At 39.6% G+C, this 21526-nt stretch carries 20 protein-coding genes and 3 pseudogenes; 17 read left to right on the forward strand and 6 right to left on the reverse strand.

The genetic code is table 11. The features are described from left to right. Positions 1-24 precede the first annotated feature (24 nt). Positions 25-1365: a sodium-dependent transporter gene (locus D7D53_RS01940; RefSeq protein WP_120769960.1), complete on the reverse strand. Its 1341-nt coding sequence runs from the start codon at positions 1363-1365 to the stop codon at positions 25-27. Positions 1366-1612: 247 nt separating this feature from the next. Here D7D53_RS01940 and D7D53_RS01945 point away from each other — a divergent pair, with 247 nt between their 5' ends. Next, positions 1613-2353: a MerR family transcriptional regulator gene (locus tag D7D53_RS01945; RefSeq protein ID WP_120769961.1), complete on the forward strand. Its 741-nt coding sequence runs from the start codon at positions 1613-1615 to the stop codon at positions 2351-2353. A gap of 41 nt (positions 2354-2394) precedes the next feature. Here D7D53_RS01945 and D7D53_RS01950 read toward each other — a convergent pair whose 3' ends face one another. Genes D7D53_RS01950 through D7D53_RS01960 form a run of 3 tightly spaced genes read right to left on the reverse strand, consistent with a single transcriptional unit; the run spans position 2395 to position 5041 of the window. Beyond that, a complete protein-coding gene (locus D7D53_RS01950; protein ID WP_120769962.1) occupies positions 2395-2916 on the reverse strand; it encodes a DUF1697 domain-containing protein in 522 nt (173 codons plus the stop codon). 48 nt (positions 2917-2964) lie between these two features. Continuing rightward, entirely contained in the window at positions 2965-4137 is a 1173-nt protein-coding gene (gene aao, locus D7D53_RS01955; protein WP_120769963.1) for an aminoacetone oxidase, read from the reverse strand. A gap of 58 nt (positions 4138-4195) precedes the next feature. Continuing rightward, positions 4196-5041 (reverse strand): DegV family protein, encoded by an 846-nt coding sequence (locus D7D53_RS01960; protein ID WP_120769964.1) that lies wholly within the window; start codon positions 5039-5041, stop codon positions 4196-4198. Between the two features lie 124 nt (positions 5042-5165). Here D7D53_RS01960 and D7D53_RS01965 point away from each other — a divergent pair, with 124 nt between their 5' ends. From D7D53_RS01965 to D7D53_RS02015, 10 genes are all read left to right on the forward strand, one after another. Then, a complete protein-coding gene (locus D7D53_RS01965; protein ID WP_000004150.1) occupies positions 5166-5723 on the forward strand; it encodes a TetR/AcrR family transcriptional regulator in 558 nt (185 codons plus the stop codon). An 18-nt stretch (positions 5724-5741) separates the two neighbouring features. Beyond that, positions 5742-6209 (forward strand): deoxycytidylate deaminase, encoded by a 468-nt coding sequence (locus tag D7D53_RS01970; RefSeq protein WP_000136973.1) that lies wholly within the window; start codon positions 5742-5744, stop codon positions 6207-6209. A 98-nt stretch (positions 6210-6307) separates the two neighbouring features. Next, positions 6308-6937 (forward strand): uracil phosphoribosyltransferase, encoded by a 630-nt coding sequence (gene upp, locus D7D53_RS01975; RefSeq protein ID WP_000515974.1) that lies wholly within the window; start codon positions 6308-6310, stop codon positions 6935-6937. Positions 6938-7109: 172 nt separating this feature from the next. Then, positions 7110-7700, forward strand: a complete 591-nt coding sequence (clpP, locus tag D7D53_RS01980) for an ATP-dependent Clp protease proteolytic subunit ClpP (RefSeq protein ID WP_120769965.1) — start codon at positions 7110-7112, stop codon at positions 7698-7700. A 79-nt stretch (positions 7701-7779) separates the two neighbouring features. After that, positions 7780-8067 carry a YlbG family protein gene (locus D7D53_RS01990; protein ID WP_120769966.1) on the forward strand — a complete coding sequence of 96 codons (288 nt, stop codon included), beginning with the start codon at positions 7780-7782 and terminating at the stop codon, positions 8065-8067. A gap of 61 nt (positions 8068-8128) precedes the next feature. After that, entirely contained in the window at positions 8129-9289 is a 1161-nt protein-coding gene (locus tag D7D53_RS01995) for an ABC transporter substrate-binding protein (protein ID WP_042750282.1), read from the forward strand. A gap of 116 nt (positions 9290-9405) precedes the next feature. Then, a complete protein-coding gene (locus tag D7D53_RS02000; RefSeq protein ID WP_120769967.1) occupies positions 9406-10275 on the forward strand; it encodes a branched-chain amino acid ABC transporter permease in 870 nt (289 codons plus the stop codon). A gap of 3 nt (positions 10276-10278) precedes the next feature. Beyond that, positions 10279-11235, forward strand: coding sequence for a branched-chain amino acid ABC transporter permease (locus tag D7D53_RS02005; RefSeq protein WP_120769968.1), 957 nt, complete (start codon positions 10279-10281; stop codon positions 11233-11235). Then, the gene (locus D7D53_RS02010; RefSeq protein WP_120769969.1) at positions 11235-11999 is read left to right on the forward strand and encodes an ABC transporter ATP-binding protein; all 765 of its coding nucleotides are present in this window, start codon (positions 11235-11237) and stop codon (positions 11997-11999) included. The genes D7D53_RS02005 and D7D53_RS02010 overlap by 1 nt, the downstream gene beginning before the upstream one ends. Then, positions 11999-12709 carry an ABC transporter ATP-binding protein gene (locus D7D53_RS02015; protein ID WP_120769970.1) on the forward strand — a complete coding sequence of 237 codons (711 nt, stop codon included), beginning with the start codon at positions 11999-12001 and terminating at the stop codon, positions 12707-12709. The genes D7D53_RS02010 and D7D53_RS02015 overlap by 1 nt, the downstream gene beginning before the upstream one ends. A gap of 278 nt (positions 12710-12987) precedes the next feature. Here D7D53_RS02015 and D7D53_RS02020 read toward each other — a convergent pair. Beyond that, positions 12988-14175: pseudogene (locus D7D53_RS02020) on the reverse strand (transposase); the annotation flags it as partial. Between the two features lie 243 nt (positions 14176-14418). On the opposite strand from D7D53_RS02020, the gene D7D53_RS02025 reads away from it, so the two are divergent. From D7D53_RS02025 to D7D53_RS02040, 4 genes are all read left to right on the forward strand, one after another. After that, positions 14419-16197 carry a phosphotransferase gene (locus D7D53_RS02025; RefSeq protein ID WP_120769971.1) on the forward strand — a complete coding sequence of 593 codons (1779 nt, stop codon included), beginning with the start codon at positions 14419-14421 and terminating at the stop codon, positions 16195-16197. Between the two features lies 1 nt (position 16198). After that, positions 16199-16384: a hypothetical protein gene (locus D7D53_RS02030; RefSeq protein ID WP_004261584.1), complete on the forward strand. Its 186-nt coding sequence runs from the start codon at positions 16199-16201 to the stop codon at positions 16382-16384. 1 nt (position 16385) lies between these two features. Further along, positions 16386-17813, forward strand: a complete 1428-nt coding sequence (locus D7D53_RS02035) for a cytosine permease (protein ID WP_120769972.1) — start codon at positions 16386-16388, stop codon at positions 17811-17813. A 468-nt stretch (positions 17814-18281) separates the two neighbouring features. Continuing rightward, on the forward strand, positions 18282-19709 hold the full coding sequence (locus tag D7D53_RS02040) for a cytosine permease (protein WP_120769973.1): 1428 nt from the start codon (positions 18282-18284) through the stop codon (positions 19707-19709). Between the two features lie 47 nt (positions 19710-19756). Here D7D53_RS02040 and D7D53_RS02045 read toward each other — a convergent pair. After that, a pseudogene (locus tag D7D53_RS02045) lies at positions 19757-19936 on the reverse strand (IS3 family transposase); the annotation flags it as partial. On the opposite strand from D7D53_RS02045, the pseudogene D7D53_RS02050 reads away from it, so the two are divergent. Together D7D53_RS02050 and D7D53_RS02055 are read left to right on the forward strand one after the other, a co-directional pair. Continuing rightward, positions 19928-20387, forward strand: a pseudogene (locus tag D7D53_RS02050) (ABC transporter ATP-binding protein); the annotation flags it as partial. The pseudogenes D7D53_RS02045 and D7D53_RS02050 overlap by 9 nt on opposite strands. A 256-nt stretch (positions 20388-20643) precedes the next feature. Then, on the forward strand, positions 20644-21300 hold the full coding sequence (locus D7D53_RS02055; RefSeq protein WP_042750276.1) for a CBS domain-containing protein: 657 nt from the start codon (positions 20644-20646) through the stop codon (positions 21298-21300). Positions 21301-21526: the final 226 nt, after the last annotated feature.

Consider the following 21526-nt stretch of genomic DNA (forward strand, 5'->3'; position numbering starts at 1 on the left):
GTTTACTACTCAAGTCCTTTTTGATTACATAAATTGGGCGATGAAGACCACGATGATGATGATTGGAATGATGAAACGAAGAAGGAAGAGCCAGACTTGGAACAGTCCCTGTTTCCATGCTGTTTCATCGAGATGGAGTTCCTCCATTGCAAGAGCCTTTTTAAAGATATAGCCTGTAAAAAGTGAAAGGCAGAGAGCTCCAAATGGCATGAGGAGATTGGAGACCAAGAAGTCCATAGCGTCAAAGAAGGTCTTCCCAAAAATGTGAACATCCGCCATAACACCGTAAGATAGGGCTGAAGGAATTCCAAAGACAAAGGTCAAGATTCCTAAAATAGCACTCCATTTGGCACGTTTGCTGTTGTCCTGATTGGTGATATTACCCACATTGATTTCCAGCATAACGACAGAAGAAGTGACTGTCGCAAAGAGGAAGAGCAAGAGGAAGAGGATGTAGAAAATGGTTCCAAAAGGCATCTTGTCAAAGAGTTGAGGCAAGACGATAAAGAGCAAGCTCGGTCCCCCTTCAGACTGGATATTGAAGGCTGACATGGCTGGGAAAATGGCTAGTCCTGCCATGATGGATACTGAGATATTCATGGCAACGATGGAAATCCCTGACTGGACCAGATTGGTTTTCTTGTCCAAGTAAGAAGCATAGGTCAGCATGGCTGTAACCCCTAGTGAGAGGGCAAAGAAAGATTGTCCCAGAGCATAGAGGAGACCAGCGCTGGTCAGTTTTGAAAAGTCTGGTTTGAGGAAGTAAAGAACGCCTTCCATGGAATTTGGCAAACTGAGAGAGCGCCCGATGATGACGACAAAGATGATAAAGAGCAGAGGCATCATGACTTTCGAAGCTCTTTCAATCCCTTTTTGAACCCCACGTGATACAATGAAGATATTCAATAGGATAAAGGCTGCTTGAGCTCCTAGGGCAATGGCTGGATTTGAAATGATTGAAGTAAATAACTGAGCATAATCACCCGTTCCGCCAAGTTGGAACAATTTTCCAAACTCGATGCCTAGATAAACCAGAATCCATCCCCCGATAACACTGTAGAAAGATAAGAGGATAAAGAGGGCAAAGGCACCAATCCAACCGATAAAATTGTACTTGCTATTCTTGCCTAATTTTCCAAAGGTTTTAATCCCAGAGACACCAGCACTTCTGCCGAGGGCAAATTCAGCTAGCAAAAGAGGGAAACCAATTAGAATAGTGGAAATGAGAAAGACCAGTAAAAAGCCTCCTCCACCGTTAGCAGCAGTCATATAGGGAAACTTCCAAACAGCACCAAGTCCGATGGCTGAACCAGCAGATGCTAGGATAAAGCCCAGTTTAGAACCCCATTGCGATTTTTCAGACATAGTTAAACTCCTAAAATTAGTATTACAAAAGAAAAAGCTACTGCCCTTGGCAAATAGCCTCATAAGTACTCAAAATGAGCCTTTCTTTTGATTGATAGACTTGACTATCCTATCATGTTTTCTAAGGTCTGTCAAGAAAACCATTTTCAAGCTTTTACACCTTTCTCAAAAAGTTTAAAAAAATTCATAAAAACGCTTGACTCTGACCTAAGGGGAGGGGTTATACTATCAATGTAAGGAGGAAATCATGTACCATATAAAAGAAGCTGCGCAGCTTTCGGGCGTCTCTGTCAAGACCCTCCACCACTACGATAAGATAGGACTTTTGGTTCCTTTAAAGTCAGAAAATGGCTATCGAACCTACAGTCAGGAGGATTTGGAACGCCTTCAGGTCATTCTTTACTATAAATATCTAGGCTTTTCTTTAGAAAAAATAGCAGAGCTATTAAAGGAAGAAAGGACAGATTTATTGCCTCATTTGACTAGGCAGTTGGACTATTTGACTCGAGAAAGGGAACATCTGGATACCTTGATTTCAACCTTGCAAAAAACCATTCAAGAACAAAAAGGAGAAAGAGAAATGAGCATTCAAGAGAAATTTGCTGGATTTAACTACCAAGACCATCAAAAATACCACCAAGAGGCGGTAGAGAAATATGGACAAGAAGTCATGGACCAAGCGCTCGAGCGCCAAAAAGGTCACGAAGACGAAGCTACGGCTGCCTTTAACCAGGTTTTTCGAGCCTTGTCACAAAATTTTCAAGCTGGACTGCCTGTAACAGCAACAGAAAACCAAGAAGAAGCAGGCAAACTCTTGAAAGCCATCCGAACTTATGGATTTGACTGCTCTATTGAGGTATTCGGTCATATCGGTAAAGGCTACGTCTACAACCCAGAATTTAAGGAAAACATTGACAAATTTGGAATTGGAACAGCCCAGTACACATCAGATGTCATTGCCTATTATGTCCAAACTCAGACAAAATAAAATCGGAGGAGCATTCTTCCGATTTTTACTAAATTCAAGCACTATTTGCTTAATAATTTTTCTACCACATTTAGTTTTCGCATGGTCAAATCTATATTAAAAAGCTTTTCAAGATAGTTGGTATGGAGTTTCTTTTGTTTAGCAGTTCTAGGGAGATAGAGGTAAAGGCAGTGGTTACCGATACAAATTTCTTCTTCACCGTAATCAATTTTCAATTTGTCTAAAGGGAGGCTTTGAATAGATTCTTGATAAAAAATCACGTGTATACGGTCATAAAGATAGTGTTCTCCAAAAGGGTTTTCTTGGACAATTTTTTTAAAATCACTTTTGTTCTTGATTACCATTTTTAAGTCAGCACCAATATTTTCATTTATTAGAGTATGAACACGTTCTCGTATTTTTTCTAAATCTAAGTCACTTTCAAGAATGATATTCCCACTTTGAATATAGGTTCGAACTTGTTGAAAACCGGCTTCTGTTAAGATATCTACTAGATAAGACATTTTAGGGATAGCATTTTTTCCATTAGGAGTAACTCCCCTTAACAAGATAATATGTTCCAAAGGACTTCCTTTCTTTTGGGGCTGATTTAGCCATTAAATAATTCAGATTTAGATTGGGTTTGATCCCGCCACCCAACCAGTACAGAGGGCAGAAGTGATGTTAAACCCACCCGTGTGGGCATTGATATCCAGTACCTCGCCAGCAAAGTGGAGTCCAGGTACCAGCTTACTTTCTAGAGTTTTGGGATTGATTTCCTTGAGACTGACGCCCCCTTTGGTAACAAAGGACTTGGCAAGGGACATTTTTCCGGTCACAGGGATTTTGAGTGCTTTGATAGACTGGAGAAGTTGTTCGCGTTCCTTTTCAGTCAGTTGTTTGACTTTTTCTGGATAGCCTTGCACAAAAAATTCTGCCAAGCGTTCTGGAAGCAAAGTTTTTAAAGCGTTTTTCAAGGATTTTTCACGATTTTTTTCTAGGAATGCAGCCAAGTCCTTCTCAGAAAGTTGAGGGAAAACATCCAGTGAGAGAACCTCCCCACCCTTGACAAAGCTAGACATACGCAGAGCAGCAGGGCCAGACAAACCAAAGTGGGTAAAAAGCAGATCGTGCGTGATGATATGTTTGCCATAACTTAGGATCACATCATCCAATGAAATTCCTTGCAAAGCCTTGTGTGGAAAATCTGTCAACAAGGGACTTTCAGCTGCCTCAAGCTCGGTAATGGTATGCTTAAAATGACGGGCAATCTCGTGACCAAAACCAGTTGAACCAGTTGAAGGATAGGATTTCCCACCAGTTGTGACAATGAGTTTATCACAAGTGAAGGTTTGGTCAGCTGATTTAAGGATAAACTGGTCGTCTATCTTTTTAACCGAAACAATTTCTGTTTGAGTAGCAACTTGACCACCGAGCTCAGTGATTTTCTTTTCCAAGGCTTCGATAATGGTACGAGACTTGTCACTAGTAGGAAAGACGCGGCCGTGGTCTTCGACCTTAAGTTTAACACCATTTTCTGTAAAAAAGTTGATGATATCATGGTTATCAAACTGGGAGAAGACACTGTAGAGAAAGCGCCCATTTCCAGGGATTTCAGCTAGTAGGTCATCTAGAGTTCCATTGTTGGTGACATTGCAACGTCCCCCACCAGTACCAGCTAATTTTTTTCCAAGTTTCCGATTTTTTTCGATGAGGAGGGTTTTCTGACCATAAAAGCTACTGGAAATCGTAGCCATCATGCCAGCAGGACCTCCACCGATGACGATAGTATCAAAATGTTTCATAGCTCTATTGTACCACAAAAAAACAAGAGATGATGGTCACCTCTTGTCAAGAATGCAATTAATCAATTTCATATCCCATCAGCAAACCGCCATCTTCTGCATAGAAACTGCAGAGACCAGAGGTTGGGAGAATTTTAATATCCGCCTGTGGGAAATTTTCACGAATTCGCTCTGAAAGCTGTTGGCAACATTTCTCGTTATTGCGTTGGGCCATGACAATACGGCCACCAGCATATCCAGCTTTAATGATTTCATCATAGGCAGCTTGAACTGATTTCTTTGAACCTCGTGCTTTTTGTAGCAATTCAAGGGTTCCAGTTTCACTAGCTTCTCCGACCATACGGATATTTAGAAGGCCAACGACCGTACCGATAAGCTTGCTCAAACGGCCGTTTTTCACCAAGTTATCGACCTTGGCCAGAACAAAGAGCAACTTGGTTTTTTCTTGATAGGCAGTGATAGCTTCAACCACTTCTTCAAAAGACAAGCCCTGGTCAATAAAGTCATTTAATTTTTCTATGAGCAAGTCAACTTCCCCACCAGCAGACAAACTATCAATCACATGAATCTTAGTATCAGGATGGTCTTCTAGATAAATATTCTTGGCCAGTTGAGCACTATTGTGACTGCCAGAGAGAGTACCTGTGATGGTTATTAGGAAAATGTTTTTGGCTCCTTCAAACGCTCGCAAATAATCATCTGGGCTTGGACAAGCTGATTTTGAAGCTTCTGCAGTTGCATATATGGTTTCCATCATTTGATCAATGTCAAGACTGGCATCATCAACAAAGACCTGATCAGCTACTTGAATGGTTAAGGGAACACTCACAAAGGTCGTGTCAATAGCTGGTGTTGCCAGCTGACGATAATCACAACCAGAGTCAGCAATAATCTTCCAAGTCATAGAAATTCTCCATCTTTGTCAGTTATACATTGACAAAGGTTCTGTCTTTTTTTACAATTATATCATGAAAGCCCTTGAAACAAAAGCCTCATCCGTCTGTTGTGACAAGTAGAAAGAAAATGTTATGTCTGAACGTAGAATCTCTGAAAAGTCTCTTGAAAATCTCAGAAAATCAAACCAAGAATCCAATTTATTAACTAGAGAAGCCCTTGAAACAGCCCTCTTGCAGCTCTTGGAAAAAAAGGACTTGACCAAGATTAGTATTTCTGAATTAGTCAAGCGTGCAGGCGTTTCGCGTGCAGCCTTTTACCGCAATTATGATTCTAAAGAGGAAATTTTAGAGAGCGTTTTTAAACGGAGTGTCCACAACATCATGGAACAGTTGCATCATTATGATTTAAAGACAGACCTTTATCTGGTCTGGGTTCACCTTTTCCGAGAGGCCAGAAAGGAAGCCAGAGTGATTCAACTGGCCTTGGATTACCATCTGGAAAAAATCTTTGTCCAAGCCATGCAGGAATTTCTAGAAAAATACCATGGAAAATCAAAAGGTGTCAGCTCTTATCTTCATTCCTTCTGGAGCTCAGCCATCGTCTCTGTCCTTCTAAAATGGATCAAGGATGGCATGAAGGTACCTGCTGAAAAGATAGCGGATTTACGGTTACCATTTTTTAAAAAATAGAGCAAAAGGAGAAGAGATATGACTGAAAAAAGACTAGCATGGGATGAGTATTTTGCAGCCCAAGCCTTACTAATTGCCAATCGTTCCACTTGTAAACGTGCCAAAGTGGGCGCGATTCTGGTAAAAGATAATAAGGTTATTTCCACTGGTTACAATGGTTCGGTGTCAGGAACCGAGCATTGTATTGATCACGAATGTCTGGTCATCGAAGGCCACTGTGTTCGCACCCTTCACGCAGAGGTTAATGCCATTCTCCAAGGGGCTGAGCGTGGTGTCCCCAAAGGCTTTACAGCTTATGTGACCCACTTTCCATGTCTAAACTGTACAAAACAATTGCTTCAGGTCGGCTGCAAGCGCGTGGTTTATATCAACCAGTACCGAATGGACGACTACGCCCAATACCTCTATCAAGAAAAGGGAACAGAATTGACTCATTTACCACTTGAGACAGTACAGGCCGCTCTTAAAGAGGCTGATCTAATGTAAAAATTATCAAAAATAAATGGTTTAGAAAGATTTTTAAACCATTTTTTGGTATAATTTGGTATAATAAGAAGAATAAATTGAAAGAAGGAATTCCAAAAATGGGAAAAATTGAAGTTATTAATCATCCACTGATTCAACACAAATTGTCAATCTTGCGTCGTACAGATACTTCTACAAAAGCTTTCCGTGAGCTAGTAGATGAGATTGCAATGTTGATGGGGTATGAAGTACTTCGTGATCTTCCACTAGAAGATGTGGAAATTGAAACACCAATCACAAAAACAGTTCAAAAACAATTGGCAGGTAAGAAATTGGCTATCGTTCCAATCTTGCGTGCAGGTATCGGGATGGTTGATGGGCTCTTGAGCTTGGTTCCAGCAGCTAAAGTTGGCCACATCGGTATGTACCGTGATGAAGAAACGCTTCAACCAGTTGAGTACTTGGTGAAATTGCCTGAGGACATTGACCAACGTCAAATTTTTGTCGTAGACCCAATGTTAGCAACAGGTGGCTCAGCAATCTTGGCTGTTGATTCTCTTAAAAAACGTGGCGCATCAAATATCAAATTTGTCTGCCTCGTATCTGCACCAGAAGGTGTTAAAGCCCTTCAAGAAGCTCATCCAGATGTAGAAATCTTTACAGCAGCCTTGGATGAACGTTTGAACGAACACGGTTATATCGTTCCAGGTCTTGGAGATGCTGGAGACCGCTTGTTCGGTACGAAATAAAATTAAAAAGAGATTGACTTGGAAAAGAATTTCCAGTCGTGAAAGGAGGTTGAATTTTTGTTTCTGTTTAATGAAAGCAGAGCAAAAATTTGACCTTTTTTGACCAAGATATTATAATAGTCTTATCTTCAGTCATTTGACCAACAAAAATAAAACTCAAAAGGAGAAATGAATGATTCCAGTAGTTATTGAACAAACAAGCCGTGGAGAACGTTCCTACGATATTTACTCACGTCTTCTCAAAGACCGCATCATTATGCTGACAGGCCCAGTTGAAGACAATATGGCTAACTCAGTTATTGCCCAGTTGCTTTTCTTGGATGCCCAAGATAGTACAAAAGATATTTACATTTATGTCAATACACCTGGTGGTTCTGTTTCAGCTGGTTTGGCAATCGTTGATACCATGAACTTTATCAAGGCAGATGTCCAAACCATCGTTATGGGAATGGCTGCATCTATGGGGACGGTCATTGCATCAAGTGGAGCAAAAGGCAAACGTTTCATGCTTCCAAATGCTGAATACATGATCCACCAACCAATGGGTGGTACAGGCGGTGGTACTCAACAAACCGATATGGCGATTGCTGCAGAACATTTGCTTAAAACTCGTAAAACCTTGGAAAAAATCTTGGCTGAAAATTCAGGTCAGTCAATCGAAAAAGTTCACGCAGATGCAGAGCGTGATAACTGGATGAGTGCTCAAGAAACACTTGAATATGGCTTTATTGATGAAATCATGGCCAACAATTCATTGAATTAATGATCAAAGAAGGCAAACTCGACTGGGTTTGCTTTTTTTGGTATAATAGGGGGGAGATTTCTTAGAAAGAGGATTTATCATGTTTGAAAAAGTCAATCGATCTGGCTTGATTATCTATCTTTACTATAATCGTGATGCAAAAAAACTGCAGGATTATGGAGATATTACCTATCATTCCAAGAAACATCGTTACTTACAGCTTTATGTTCCAACTCAAGAAGTGGAGCAATTGGTCGGGCGCTTGGGCAAGGAAAAGTTTATAAAAAAAGTCAGAGTTTGTCATATCCAAGAGTTGGAAACACCCTTTGTGGGCAATCTTTATCGAAGGGAAAACGTTATCATCGAAAAAGTTCAAGAAAAGTGTTGACAATTTTCTGATAATTCGGTATATTCTTAACATGCTATTTAAGAATAAGGAGACAAAAAAGATGAAGAAAAAATTTGCCCTATCGTTTGTGGCGCTTGCAAGTGTAGCACTTCTTGCAGCCTGTGGAGAAGTGAAGTCTGGAGCGTCAAACGCTGCTGGTAACTCAGTAGATGAAAAGACAATCAAAATCGGATTTAACTTCGAGGAAACTGGTGCCGTAGCAGCTTACGGTACATCTGAACAAAAAGGTGCCCAATTGGCCGTTGATGAAATCAATGCAGCAGGTGGTATCGATGGAAAACAAATCGAAGTAGTCGATAAAGATAATAAGTCTGAAACAGCTGAGGCGGCTTCAGTAACAACTAACCTTGTAACTCAATCTAAAGTATCAGCAATCGTAGGACCTGCGACATCTGGTGCGACTGCAGCTGCGGTAGCGAACGCTACAAAAGCAGGTGTTCCATTGATTTCGCCAAGTGCGACTCAAGATGGATTGACTAAAGGTCAAGATTACCTCTTTATCGGAACATTCCAAGATAGCTTCCAAGGAAAAATTATCTCAAACTATGTTACTGAAAAATTAAACGCTAAGAAAGTTGTTCTATACACTGACAACGCCAGCGACTATGCTAAAGGGATTGCCAAAGCCTTCCGTGAAGCATACAAAGGTGAAATCGTTGCAGATGAAACTTTCGTAGCAGGTGACACAGACTTCCAAGCAGCCCTTACAAAAATGAAAGGGAAAGACTTTGATGCTATCATCGTCCCTGGTTACTACACTGAAGCTGGTAAAATTGTAAACCAAGCGCGTGGTATGGGAATTGACAAACCAATCGTTGGTGGTGATGGATTCAACGGTGAAGAGTTTGTGCAACAAGCAACCCCTGAAAAAGCATCAAACATCTACTTTATCTCAGGCTTCTCAACTACTGTAGAAGTTTCAGCTAAAGCAAAAGCCTTCCTGGAAGCTTACCGTGCTAAGTACAATGAAGAGCCTTCAACATTTGCAGCCTTGGCTTATGATTCAGTTCACCTTGTAGCAAACGCAGCAAAAGGTGCTAAAAACTCAGGTGAGATTAAGGACAACCTTGCTAAAACAAAAGACTTTGAAGGTGTAACTGGTCAAACAAGCTTCGATGCGGACCACAACACAGTCAAAACAGCTTACATGATGACCATGAATAATGGTAAAGTTGAAGCAGCAGAAGTTGTAAAACCATAATAGAAAAATGTTGAAATAGGGAATGAGCCTCTGACTCACTCCCTGTTTCGATGTTTAAGAACCTATCAAAAAGTGAGGGGAAACCCTCGAAATTATATATAGAAAGAGTGAATTTTATGCTCCAACAACTAGTAAATGGTTTGATTCTAGGTAGTGTTTATGCGCTGTTAGCCCTAGGATATACCATGGTTTACGGAATTATCAAGCTCATCAACTTCGCACACGGTGATATTTATATGATGGGAGCCTTTATCGGTTATTTCTTGATTAATTCTTTCCAAATGAATTTCTTTGTAGCGCTTATTGTAGCTATGATAGCGACAGCCATCCTTGGTGTCGTGATTGAGTTTCTTGCTTACCGACCTTTGCGCCACTCTACTCGTATTGCTGTTTTGATTACGGCTATTGGGGTGTCTTTCCTATTGGAGTATGGCATGGTCTATCTGGTTGGTGCCAATACCCGTGCCTTCCCTCAAGCGATTAAAACAGTTCGCTATGATTTGGGACCAGTTAGCCTAACAAACGTGCAGTTAATGATTTTGGCCATTTCCTTGATTTTGATGATTTTGTTACAAGTCATTGTCCAAAAGACTAAGATGGGGAAAGCCATGCGTGCAGTATCCGTAGATAGCGATGCAGCGCAATTGATGGGGATCAATGTAAACCGTACTATCAGCTTTACCTTTGCTTTGGGTTCTGCTCTTGCGGGGGCGGCTGGTGTTTTGATTGCCCTCTATTATAACTCTCTTGAGCCTTTGATGGGGGTTACTCCAGGTCTTAAATCTTTCGTTGCCGCGGTACTTGGTGGTATCGGAATCATTCCTGGTGCGGCTCTTGGTGGATTTGTGATTGGTCTATTGGAAACCTTTGCGACAGCCTTTGGGATGTCAGACTTCCGTGATGCCATTGTTTATGGAATCTTGTTGTTGATCTTGATTGTCCGCCCAGCTGGTATCCTTGGTAAGAATGTGAAAGAGAAGGTGTAAACGATGAAGGAAAATTTAAAAGTTAATATTCTATGGTTACTCCTTTTGTTAGCTGGCTATGGCTTGATTAGTATACTGGTCTCAGTCGGTGTACTCAATCTATTCTATGTACAGATTTTACAACAAATTGGAATTAATATTATTCTGGCTGTTGGTCTCAACCTAATCGTTGGTTTTTCAGGACAATTTTCACTTGGGCATGCAGGTTTCATGGCGATTGGTGCCTATGCCGCTGCTATTATTGGTTCTAAATCACCAACCTACGGTGCCTTCTTTGGAGCTATGCTTATAGGTGCTTTGCTTTCAGGAGCAGTTGCTTTACTTGTCGGAATTCCAACCTTGCGTTTGAAGGGAGACTATCTTGCGGTAGCAACTCTCGGGGTATCTGAAATTATCCGTATCTTTATCATCAATGGTGGAAGTCTTACAAATGGTGCGGCAGGTATCTTGGGAATTCCTAACTTTACAACTTGGCAAATGGTATACTTCTTTGTCGTGATTACAACCATTGCAACCTTGAACTTCTTGCGTAGTCCAATTGGTCGTTCAACGCTCTCTGTTCGTGAGGATGAAATCGCTGCTGAGTCAGTTGGGGTTAATACGACTAAAATTAAAATCATCGCCTTCGTCTTTGGTGCTATTACTGCAAGTATTGCAGGGTCACTTCAGGCAGGATTTATCGGTTCAGTTGTACCGAAAGATTACACTTTCATTAACTCAATCAACGTTTTGATCATTGTTGTATTTGGTGGCCTTGGTTCCATTACAGGTGCGATTGTTTCAGCTATTGTTCTGGGAATTTTGAATATGCTTCTCCAAGATGTTGCTAGTGTACGTATGATTATTTACGCTTTGGCCTTGGTATTGGTAATGATTTTCAGACCAGGTGGACTCCTTGGAACATGGGAATTAAGCCTATCACGTTTCTTTAAAAAATCTAAAAAGGAGGAACAAAACTAATGGCATTACTTGAAGTAAAACAGTTAACCAAACATTTTGGCGGTCTAACAGCTGTTGGAGATGTGACTCTTGAATTGAACGAAGGGGAACTGGTTGGACTAATCGGTCCAAATGGAGCTGGTAAAACCACCCTTTTCAACCTCTTGACTGGTGTTTATGAACCAAGCGAGGGAACAGTTACCCTTGATGGTCACCTTTTGAATGGAAAGGCACCTTATAAGATTGCTTCTTTAGGACTTGGACGTACTTTCCAAAATATTCGTCTCTTTAAAGATTTAACAGTTTTGGACAATGTTTTGATTGCCTTTGGCAACCATCACAAACAACATGTTTTTGCTAGTTTCTTACGCCTACCAGCTTTTTACAAGAGTGAAAAAGAATTAAAGGCTAAAGCTTTGGAATTGCTGAAAATCTTTGATTTAGATGGTGATGCAGAGACTCTTGCTAAAAACCTCGCCTACGGACAACAACGTCGTTTGGAAATTGTTCGTGCCCTTGCTACGGAACCTAAAATTCTATTTTTAGATGAACCAGCTGCAGGTATGAACCCACAGGAAACAGTCGAATTGACTGAGTTAATTCGTCGCATCAAAGATGAATTTAAGATTACGATCATGCTGATTGAACACGATATGAATCTGGTCATGGAAGTGACAGAACGTATCTACGTACTTGAATATGGTCGTTTGATTGCTCAGGGAACTCCAGACGAAATTAAGACCAATAAACGTGTTATCGAAGCTTATCTAGGAGGTGAAGCCTAATGTCTATGTTAAAAGTTGATAATCTTTCTGTGCATTACGGTATGATCCAAGCAGTCCGTGATGTAAGCTTTGAAGTAAATGAAGGAGAAGTAGTTTCCCTTATCGGTGCTAATGGTGCAGGTAAGACAACCATTCTTCGTACCTTGTCTGGTCTAGTTAGACCAAGCTCAGGAAAAATTGAATTTTTAGGTCAAGAAATCCAAAAAATGCCAGCTCAGAAAATCGTGGCAGGTGGTCTTTCACAAGTACCAGAAGGACGCCACGTCTTCCCTGGCTTGACTGTTATAGAAAATCTTGAAATGGGAGCTTTCTTAAAGAAAAATCGTGAAGAAAATCAAGCTAACTTGAAGAAGGTCTTTTCACGCTTCCCACGTCTTGAAGAACGCAAGAACCAGGACGCAGCCACTCTTTCAGGAGGAGAACAACAAATGCTTGCCATGGGACGCGCTCTTATGTCAACACCAAAACTTCTTCTTTTAGATGAACCATCAATGGGACTTGCCCCAATCTTTATCCAAGAGATTTTTGATATCATTCAAGATATCCAGAAGCAAGGAACAACCGTCCTCTTGATTGAACAAAATGCTAATAAAGCACTCGCTATCTCTGACCGAGGCTATGTACTGGAAACAGGAAAAATCGTCCTATCAGGAACAGGAAAAGAACTTGCTTCATCAGAAGAAGTCAGAAAAGCATATCTGGGTGGCTAAACTAGTCTGGGAGACTAGTTTAGGTTGCAAATGAAGATTGCGAAGCAATCATCATTATAGTCCGGGGGACCTTTTTAGTCGGTGAATAGAGATTGCGAAGCAGTCATCAAATCCAGGGGATTATTTTAGTCTGCATATTGAGATTGCAAAGCAATTCTCATCTGCACTGGAAGGTTAGCTTCTAATCATTGAAATGGAACAGAATGAAGTGTGTCTACCCTTCATTCACAGAGCTCGATTTCAGAGCTCATTGTCAACTGTAGTGGTTTGAAGAAAAGCTAAGATCTAGAAAGGACACGTTTCGTCCTTTCTTTTTTGATGTTCAGAGCGATAAAAATCCTTTTTTTGAAGTTTTCAAAGTTCCGAAAACCAAAGGCATTGCGCTTGATAAGTTTGATGAGATTATTCGTTGCTTCCAGTTTGGCGTTGGAATAGGGTAGTTGAAGGGCGTTGGCAATTTTCTCTTTATCCTTGAGGAAGGTTTTAAAGACAGTCTGAAAAAGAGGATGAACCTGCTTTAGATTGTCCTCAATGAGTCCGAAAAATTTGTCTGCCTCCTTGTTCTGAAAGTGAAAAAGCAGGAGTTGGTAGAGATGATAGTGGTGTTTCAAGTCTTCCGAATAGCTCAAAAGCTTATCTAGAATCTCTTTATTGGTCAAGTACATACGAAAAGTAGGGCGATAAAAACGTTTATCGCTGAGTTTTCGACTATCTTGTTGAATGAGTTTCCAGTAACGCTTGATAACCTTGTATTCATGAGATTTTTGATGAAACTGATTCATGATTTGAACACGGACACGACTCATAGCACGGCTAAGATGTTGTACAATTTGAAAGCGATCCAACACGATTTTAGCGTTTGGGAGTGAAACAGTCTGGGAGACTGTTTCAGCCTGAGCCTAGAAATTAGAAATCGAATCTGTTTAGCTAAGGCATAGTAGGGACTAAACATATCCATAGTAATGATTTTTACCTGACATAGGACTGCTCTATCGTAGCGCAGAAAATGATTTCGGATGATAGGCTGTGTTCTTCCCTCAAGAACAGTTATGATATTGAGATTGTCAAAATCTTGCGTAATGAAACTCATCTTTCCCTTGGTAAAGGAGTACTCATCCCAAGACATAGTCTTTGGAAGCCGAGAAAAATCATGCTTAAAGTGAAAGTCATTGAGCTTGCGAATGACAGTTGAAGTTGAAATGGCCTGCTGGTGGGCAATATCGGTCATAGAAGTCTTTTCAATCAACTTTTGCTCAATTTTTATTGATGAGAGAAGTTTTGGAGAGAGTCATTTTCGAGAAATGATAGCACTTGAAACAGCTTTTCTAAGAAGGGGTTCTATTGGGGATACCAATTGTTTCAAGGTAAGGAATTTTAGACAATTTTTGAAAATCATATTTCTTCATTTGGCTAGCGTAATCAGGACGAGATAGAGCATCATAATCCAGTTTAGCGATGATTTCCTGTGGATATTCCTGTTAATTTAATTGTTCCATACGATTCTTTCTAATGATGGTTTGGTCATTTTTCATTCTAGATATTACGGAACTTTTTCTACAACAAAATAGGCTTCATAATATCTATAGGGAATTTACCCACTACAAATATTATAGTTCCCTGTTTTCTTACTATAGAATCTAACTTGACAAAAGCAAATGTTCATTGTATAATCGAATAGATAAAAACATTGAACAAAAGAGGTTGAGGATATGCTATCAAAAAAACAATTTAAACTTTTACATTTTTTGTTGACTCACAAAGACGAAAACTTTACGCAGAGACAATTGGCTGAACAGCTAGATATCGCTTTGGGGACGGTAAATAATCTTCTCAAGGAATGTAAAGAAGAGAAGTGGATCAGTGAGGAAAATCACTTAACTGACTTAGGTGAGGATGCTTTGGCTCCGTATCAGGTGAAGAATGCCATTATCATGGCTGCAGGTATGAGTAGCCGCTTTGCCCCTTTGTCTTATGAGCTACCTAAAGGATTGCTTCAAGTCAAAGGTGAGCGTTTGATTGAGAGAGAAATCAAGCAATTGCAAGAAGCTGGGATAGAGGATATTACAGTCATTGTAGGTTATCTGCAAGAAAAAATGTTCTATCTGGCAGAAAAGTTTGGCGTTAAAATCGTTGTGAATAATGATTACTACAAATACAATAACTGTTCTTCTCTCATGCTAGTCAGAGATCAACTTTCCAACACTTATATCTGTTCATCGGATAATTATTTTGTAGAAAATCCGTTTGAACGATACATTTACAGGGGTTATTATTCGACTATATTTGCAGAAGGAGACACAGACGAATACTGCTCTAAGGAAGACTCCAATCACACGATTATCGATATTCAAATCGGTGGGACGAATACTTGGGCTATGGTGGGGCACGTTTATTTTGATCGTGCATTTAGTGAAAAGTTTGTAGATATTTTAGAAACTGAATTTAAGCACGAACCATATCGCGAACAACTCTGGGAAGATTATTATAGTCGTCACGTCAAGGAGCTTCCTTTAGAAGCTCGGCATTATTCAGCAGAAATTGTTAAGGAGTTTGATTCACTAGATGAGTTGCGTCAGTTTGATGAACACTATTTGGTGAATACGAATTCGGAAATCATTGATAACATCTGTAAGACATTAGGATGTATAGCTTCAGATATTGTCAATATCAAACCTCTAAAAGATGGTCTAACCAACACTTCGTTTTCATTTGACTGCCTAGAGAAGAAATATGTTTACCGTCATCCGGGTAGAGGAACGGAGAATTATATCGATCGTGCTAGTGAAGCGGCTTCCATGGAAATTGCTGCAAAATTAAAGATTGACCGTACTTTTGTTGCCATGAACAAGAATGAGGGCTGGAAAATTTCAGAATTTATCCCTAATGCCAAGCAACTAGATTATGATAATTGGGATGATGTAGCAAAAGCAATGGAGCTCTTGAGACGCTTGCACCAATCTGGAGAAAAAACAGATCATTCTTTTGATCAATTTGAGGGAATTGATGATTTTAGACAAAAATTAAAAGCTAGCAATCGTTTTGAATTTGATGGACTTGAAGAGTTGGATAAGAATGTCTCAGTTCTCGAGAAGCTTTTACAAGAAGATCAAGCGAAAAAGGTTCTCTGCCACGGAGATTCTTATAGCCCGAATTTCTTGTTGAATGAAGCTGGCGAAATGAGCTTGATTGATTGGGAATATTCTGGTATGGGAGATCCAGCAGGAGATTTAGGAACCTTTATCGGGTGTTCAAATTATACAGTAGAAGAAGCTGAAAAGGTACTTGAAATCTATTTAAAAGAAGTTCCAGACAAGAGAACCAAACGACACTATTTTGCCTATGTATCAGTGACTTCATATTATTGGTTTTTGTGGGCCCTGTTCCAAGAAAGCGTTGGAAAACCAGTAGGTGAATTTCTTTATATCTGGTATCGTTATACCAAGCAGTATGGAAAACTTGCATTAGATTTATACTTAGAGGAGAATTGAGATGAAACCGACATCTGAAATTGAAGAATTAGTAGCAAATGAAACGAAAAGAAGGCTAGAAGAAATGGAATCACCAAACTATGTGTTTGCTCAGCCATTTTTAAAAAGTGATTTTACTATAGTCATCGCCCTAGTCATAGTCAACCTCATTTTGATTATCCTAGCCATGACAGGAGGTATTCAATAAAATGTCTAGGATGAATGACTTTATTCAACAGGAGACGATAACGGGAATTGTTCCCATGACCAACAAGGATCGTCAGTATTCTTTCTGGGATCTCTTCTTATCGACAAGTGGTTTTGCTATTGCAACTTGGTGTTATACCCAAGGAGCTTATGTGGCTCAATATTTGACCTTTAATCAAATGTTGATTAATATTTTTAGCTTTAACATTATTTGGGTTTTTATCGAATGTCTCCCAATCTTGTTTGCGGTTAAATATGGAATTGATTTGTGGATTTGGTTGAGGGCTGTCTTAGGAAAAAAAGGGGTAGCCTTGCTATCAACCATTATTAGCTTAGCTAACTTTGGCTGGTACGCCGTTGCGGCTAATCTTTTTGCCAATTCTATGATCCACTTGGGAAATAATTTTGGCCTTGGTTTAGACAAGGGAGTATGGGCACCGATTTTAGGTACTCTCTGTGTTCTCCTTGGAACGCTGATTGCCCTTGGAGGTCCAGAAGTGATCAAATGGACCAATAGATTCTTGGTCATTGCCTTGTTGATTGTCGGTCTCATTATCGTTGGAATCTGTTTTGTAGCTGTGCCTATCACTGACATTATGAATATTCAACCAGCTACCCAAGGAGATTTAACGCCATTAGAACGCTTCATGCTTTCTGGGGAAGGAAATGTTGCTTTTGCCTTCTCTTGGTCTACACAAGCATTGGTCTTGCCACGTTTGGCAAAATCAGAACGTAGTGGCTATTGGGCTACAGCTTTATCATACGGGGTTGTCGCTCCATTCTTCGTTGCGACAGGTGGAGTCATGGCTCTAGCCATGTTTGTCAAAACAGGTGTTTATGAAAGTGATCCAACGACGATGCTTTCCACTCTAAGCACACCTGCTTTTGCCCTTTTAAGTTTACTATTAGTAGCCTTTGCCAATATTGGAACCCAAGGTACAGGATCTTATGTGAACTGTATGATTGTAAAAAGTGGGATGCCCAAAGTAAGCTATAAACTAATGGTTTGGATTGCCATGGTTTACGTGAGCCTACTCACCATCTGGGGAGGAGTAGAAGAGTACTTCGGTTCCTTCATCTCCCTAGCCGCCTATATTCAGGGGCCAATTATTGGTATGATTGTTGTCGACTACTTTATCTTAAGAAAACGAAAACTTGACTTGCGTTCAGCTTATTTCCTTGAGGGACACGATGCTTACGAGTTTACCAAAGGATTTAACTTAGTTGGCTTATCTTGCGTATTTATCTCCTTGTTGGTTGCAGTACTATTTGTTTATAACCCTGTAACAGCACAGATTCAAAGCCCAATCTTTTTAATCACAACGGGTAGTGGCTTTACTGCGATTTTTGGAGGTCTATTGTACTGGTTAGCTAGCTTAACTCCTTTAAAACGCTATATGATCAAGGATCGAGATTCCGTTACGATTTAAGAATAGAGGATTGATTAGAAACGTCCCTCTTACTAGAGAATTTAGAAAATCTTTATTGATACGGTAGAATAGGCTGAACAGGTATTTGAAATTTCTGTAGAAGAAATTCCAAACGTGAAAACGAAATACAGCTATCTAGCTCAGGTGTTTGGAACATCATACTATCACTCTTTTGTGAGGATTATTTTAAGTGAATCCATTAGGAAAGTTTCTCTGTATTTGGTACCATTATAGTGGGCAGTATGGTCAACTAAAATTAATTTTTAGTCGGAGGAATGACAAAATAAGAATTGGTATTGAACTTGAACAATTAGTTGTAGGAGAAACTAAAAAATGACTATAAAAATGAAAGCCTTAATCTATGTGTATTTATCTCCCCTTTCTTAAAAGTTTATTTTACATAAGTAATTGATATGATAGTCAATCATATTCTGATTATCTTAGCCATGACAGGAGGTATTCAATAAAATGTCCAAGATGAATGACTTCATTCAACAGGAGACCATAACGGGAATCGTTCCCATGACCAACAAGGATCGTCAGTATTCTTTCTGGGATCTCTTCCTATCGACAAGTGGTTTTGCCATCGCAACCTGGTGTTATACCCAAGGAGCCTATGTGGCTCAATATTTAACCTTTAATCAAATGTTGATTAATATTTTTAGTTTTAACATTATCTGGGTCTTTATTGAATGTCTCCCTATTTTGTTTGCTGTTAAATATGGAATTGATTTATGGATTTGGTTGAGAGCCGTTCTAGGTAAAAAAGGGGTGGCCATTCTATCAACCGTGATTAGTCTGGCGAATTTTGGTTGGTACGCCGTTACCGCTGATCTTTTTGCCAGCTCCATGATTCATTTGGCAAATAATTTTGGGCTTGGTTTAGACAAGGGAGTATGGGCACCGATTCTAGGCACCCTCTGTGTTCTCCTTGGAACGCTGATTGCTCTTGGGGGCCCAGATGTGATTAAAGGTACTAATCGCTTTCTGGTGGTTGCCTTGTTATTTGTTGGGCTAATCATCGTTGGAATCTGTTTTGTTGCGGTTCCGATTAGCGATATTATGAATGTCCAACCTGCCATCCAAGAAAATTTGACACCGATTGAACGTTTTATGATGTCAGGGGAAGGAAATGTGGCCGTAGCCTTTTCTTGGTCTACACAAGCCTTTGTCTTACCACGTTTGGCAAAATCAGAACGCAGTGGCTATTGGGCTACAGCCTTGTCATATGGGGTTGTTGCTCCATTCTTTGCTGCGACAGGTGGAGTCATGGCTCTAGCCATGTTTGTCAAAACAGGTGTTTATGAAAGTGATCCAACAACCATGCTATCAACTCTAAGCACACCTACCTTTGCCCTTTTAAGTTTACTACTAGTAGCCTTTGCAAATATTGGAACCCAAGGGACAGGATCATACGTGAACTGTATGATTGTAAAAAGTGGGATGCCCAAAGTAAGCTATAAACTAATGGTTTGGATTGCCATGGTATACGTGAGCCTACTTACAATTTGGGGAGGAGTGGAAGAGTACTTCGGTTCCTTCATCTCACTAGCCGCTTATATTCAAGGACCCATTATCGGAATGATCGTTGTCGACTACTTTATCTTGAGAAAACGAAAACTCGATTTGCGTTCAGCCTATTTCCTTGAGAGACATAAAGCTTATGAGTTTACAAATGGCTTTAATCTGGTAGGATTATCTTGTGTAATCATTTCCTTGTTAGTTGCGGTACTATTTGTTTATAACCCTGTAACAAAGCACATCCAGAGTCCTATGTTCCTGCTCACAACTGGTAGTGGCTTCACTGCAATTTTTGGAGGTCTATTGTACTGGTTAGCTAGCTTAACTCGTTTAAAACGCTATATGCTCAAGGATAAAGATTCCGTTAAGATTTAAGGTTAAGAGAGAACGTTGTGTACTACCCCAAAAAGTTGGAAAAATAATTATTGAAAGGATTTAGTTCTGTATTGCACAGGACTAAGTCCTTTTAGTTTTACATTAATTCGTTTATTATTGTAGGAATCAATGTAGTCTACAATAGCTTGTTCTAATTGCTTAAGAGACGTAAACGTCTTCTTATAGCCATAAAATATTTCCGATTTCAAAATGCCGAAGAAGGAAGCCACGTCTTTCCTGGCTTGACTGTTATGGAAAACCTTGAAATGGGAGCTTTCTTAAAGAAAAACCATGAAGAAAATCAAGCTAACTTGAAGAAGGTTTTCTCACGTTTCCCACGTCTTGAAGAACGGAAGAACCAGGATGCAGCCACTCTTTCAGGGGGGGGAACAACAAATGCTTGCCATGGGATGCGCTCTTATGTCAACACCAAAACTTCTTCTTTTAGATGAACCATCAATGGGACTTGCACCAATCTTTATCCAAGAGATTTTTGATATCATTCAAGATATCCAGAAACAAGGAACAACCGTCCTCTTGATTGAACAAAATGCCAATAAAGCACTCGTAATCTCTGACCGAGGATATGTATTGGAAACAGGGAAAATCGTCCTATCAGGAACAGGAAAAGAACTCGCCTCATCAGAAGAAGTCAGAAAAGCATATCTAGGTGACTAAAAAGGTCCGGGGGACCTTTTTAGTCGGTGAATAGAGATTGAGAAGCAATTTTCATCTGCACTGGAAGGTTAGCTTCTGATAATTAAAATAAAATCGAATGAAGCGTACACCTACTCTTCATTCACAGAGTTCGATTTCAGAGCTCTTTTTGCTAGCTTATTCATACTTTTCTGAATTTTGAAAAAGAAATGTAAGCGTTTGATAGATTTACAAAAAGATTGTATAATAGGGATAAGAACAGAAAAGGAGAAGTCTCATGGCAGTTAAAGATTTTATGACCCGTAAGGTAGTGTATATTAGTCCAGATACAACAGTATCTCATGCAGCAGATTTGATGAGAGAGCAAGGGTTGCATCGCTTGCCTGTTATCGAAAATGATCAATTAGTTGGTTTGGTAACTGAAGGAACCATTGCGCAAGCTAGTCCATCCAAAGCAACCAGTCTTTCTATCTATGAGATGAACTATCTTCTAAATAAGACAAAAGTAAAAGATGTGATGATTCGCGAAGTTGTCACTGTTTCAGGCTATGCGAGTCTAGAGGATGCAACTTATCTGATGTTGAAAAATAAGATTGGTATTCTTCCTGTAGTAGATAACCATCAAGTCTATGGGGTTATTACGGACCGTGATGTTTTCCAAGCCTTTCTTGAAATTGCTGGTTATGGTGAGGAAGGAATTCGTGTGCGCTTTGTTACGGAAAACGAAATTGGCGTTCTTGGAAAAATTATTTCTTTGATTGTAGAAGAAAAGTTGAATATCTCGCATACAGTCAATATTCCGCGTAAAGATGGTAAGGTGATTATAGAAGTTCAAATCGATGGATCAATTGATTTACCAGCCTTGAAAGAAAAATTTGAATCAGAGAATATTCAAGTAGAAGAAATTACTCGTACTTCAGCAAAAGTCTTGTAAGAAAGGAAGCCGAAAGGCTTCTTTTTACGTGTAATAAGGGATTAGAGCAAAAGATGGAAAGAAATGAATGAAAATCTGAAATATTACCTTTTGATTTAGAGTAAAGGTAATTTAAAATTTAAAGATTTTTAAATTTTCTAAATATTGACAGAAGTAATAAATCGAAAAAATTATGCTGTATTTTATAAGTAACTATTTATTGTATTCTATATGACTTTAATTATGG

The sequence above is a fragment of the Streptococcus gwangjuense genome (assembly GCF_003627155.1).
Taxonomy (GTDB): domain Bacteria; phylum Bacillota; class Bacilli; order Lactobacillales; family Streptococcaceae; genus Streptococcus; species Streptococcus gwangjuensis.

Excerpts from the sequence above, each read along its gene's own strand:
- clpP (WP_120769965.1), top strand. The coding sequence starts at position 7,110 with ATGATTCCAGTAGTTATTGAACAAACAAGCCGTGGAGAACGTTCCTAC.
- D7D53_RS02005 (WP_120769968.1), top strand. The coding sequence starts at position 10,279 with ATGAAGGAAAATTTAAAAGTTAATATTCTATGGTTACTCCTTTTGTTA.
- D7D53_RS02030 (WP_004261584.1), top strand. The coding sequence starts at position 16,199 with ATGAAACCGACATCTGAAATTGAAGAATTAGTAGCAAATGAAACGAAA.
- aao (WP_120769963.1), bottom strand. The coding sequence starts at position 4,137 with ATGAAACATTTTGATACTATCGTCATCGGTGGAGGTCCTGCTGGCATG.
- D7D53_RS01940 (WP_120769960.1), bottom strand. The coding sequence starts at position 1,365 with ATGTCTGAAAAATCGCAATGGGGTTCTAAACTGGGCTTTATCCTAGCA.
- D7D53_RS01995 (WP_042750282.1), top strand. The coding sequence starts at position 8,129 with ATGAAGAAAAAATTTGCCCTATCGTTTGTGGCGCTTGCAAGTGTAGCA.
- D7D53_RS01990 (WP_120769966.1), top strand. The coding sequence starts at position 7,780 with ATGTTTGAAAAAGTCAATCGATCTGGCTTGATTATCTATCTTTACTAT.
- D7D53_RS01960 (WP_120769964.1), bottom strand. The coding sequence starts at position 5,041 with ATGACTTGGAAGATTATTGCTGACTCTGGTTGTGATTATCGTCAGCTG.
- D7D53_RS02000 (WP_120769967.1), top strand. The coding sequence starts at position 9,406 with ATGCTCCAACAACTAGTAAATGGTTTGATTCTAGGTAGTGTTTATGCG.
- D7D53_RS02025 (WP_120769971.1), top strand. The coding sequence starts at position 14,419 with ATGCTATCAAAAAAACAATTTAAACTTTTACATTTTTTGTTGACTCAC.
- D7D53_RS02035 (WP_120769972.1), top strand. The coding sequence starts at position 16,386 with ATGTCTAGGATGAATGACTTTATTCAACAGGAGACGATAACGGGAATT.
- D7D53_RS01965 (WP_000004150.1), top strand. The coding sequence starts at position 5,166 with ATGTCTGAACGTAGAATCTCTGAAAAGTCTCTTGAAAATCTCAGAAAA.
- D7D53_RS01945 (WP_120769961.1), top strand. The coding sequence starts at position 1,613 with ATGTACCATATAAAAGAAGCTGCGCAGCTTTCGGGCGTCTCTGTCAAG.
- D7D53_RS02055 (WP_042750276.1), top strand. The coding sequence starts at position 20,644 with ATGGCAGTTAAAGATTTTATGACCCGTAAGGTAGTGTATATTAGTCCA.
- D7D53_RS02010 (WP_120769969.1), top strand. The coding sequence starts at position 11,235 with ATGGCATTACTTGAAGTAAAACAGTTAACCAAACATTTTGGCGGTCTA.
- D7D53_RS02040 (WP_120769973.1), top strand. The coding sequence starts at position 18,282 with ATGTCCAAGATGAATGACTTCATTCAACAGGAGACCATAACGGGAATC.
- D7D53_RS01970 (WP_000136973.1), top strand. The coding sequence starts at position 5,742 with ATGACTGAAAAAAGACTAGCATGGGATGAGTATTTTGCAGCCCAAGCC.
- D7D53_RS02015 (WP_120769970.1), top strand. The coding sequence starts at position 11,999 with ATGTCTATGTTAAAAGTTGATAATCTTTCTGTGCATTACGGTATGATC.
- upp (WP_000515974.1), top strand. The coding sequence starts at position 6,308 with ATGGGAAAAATTGAAGTTATTAATCATCCACTGATTCAACACAAATTG.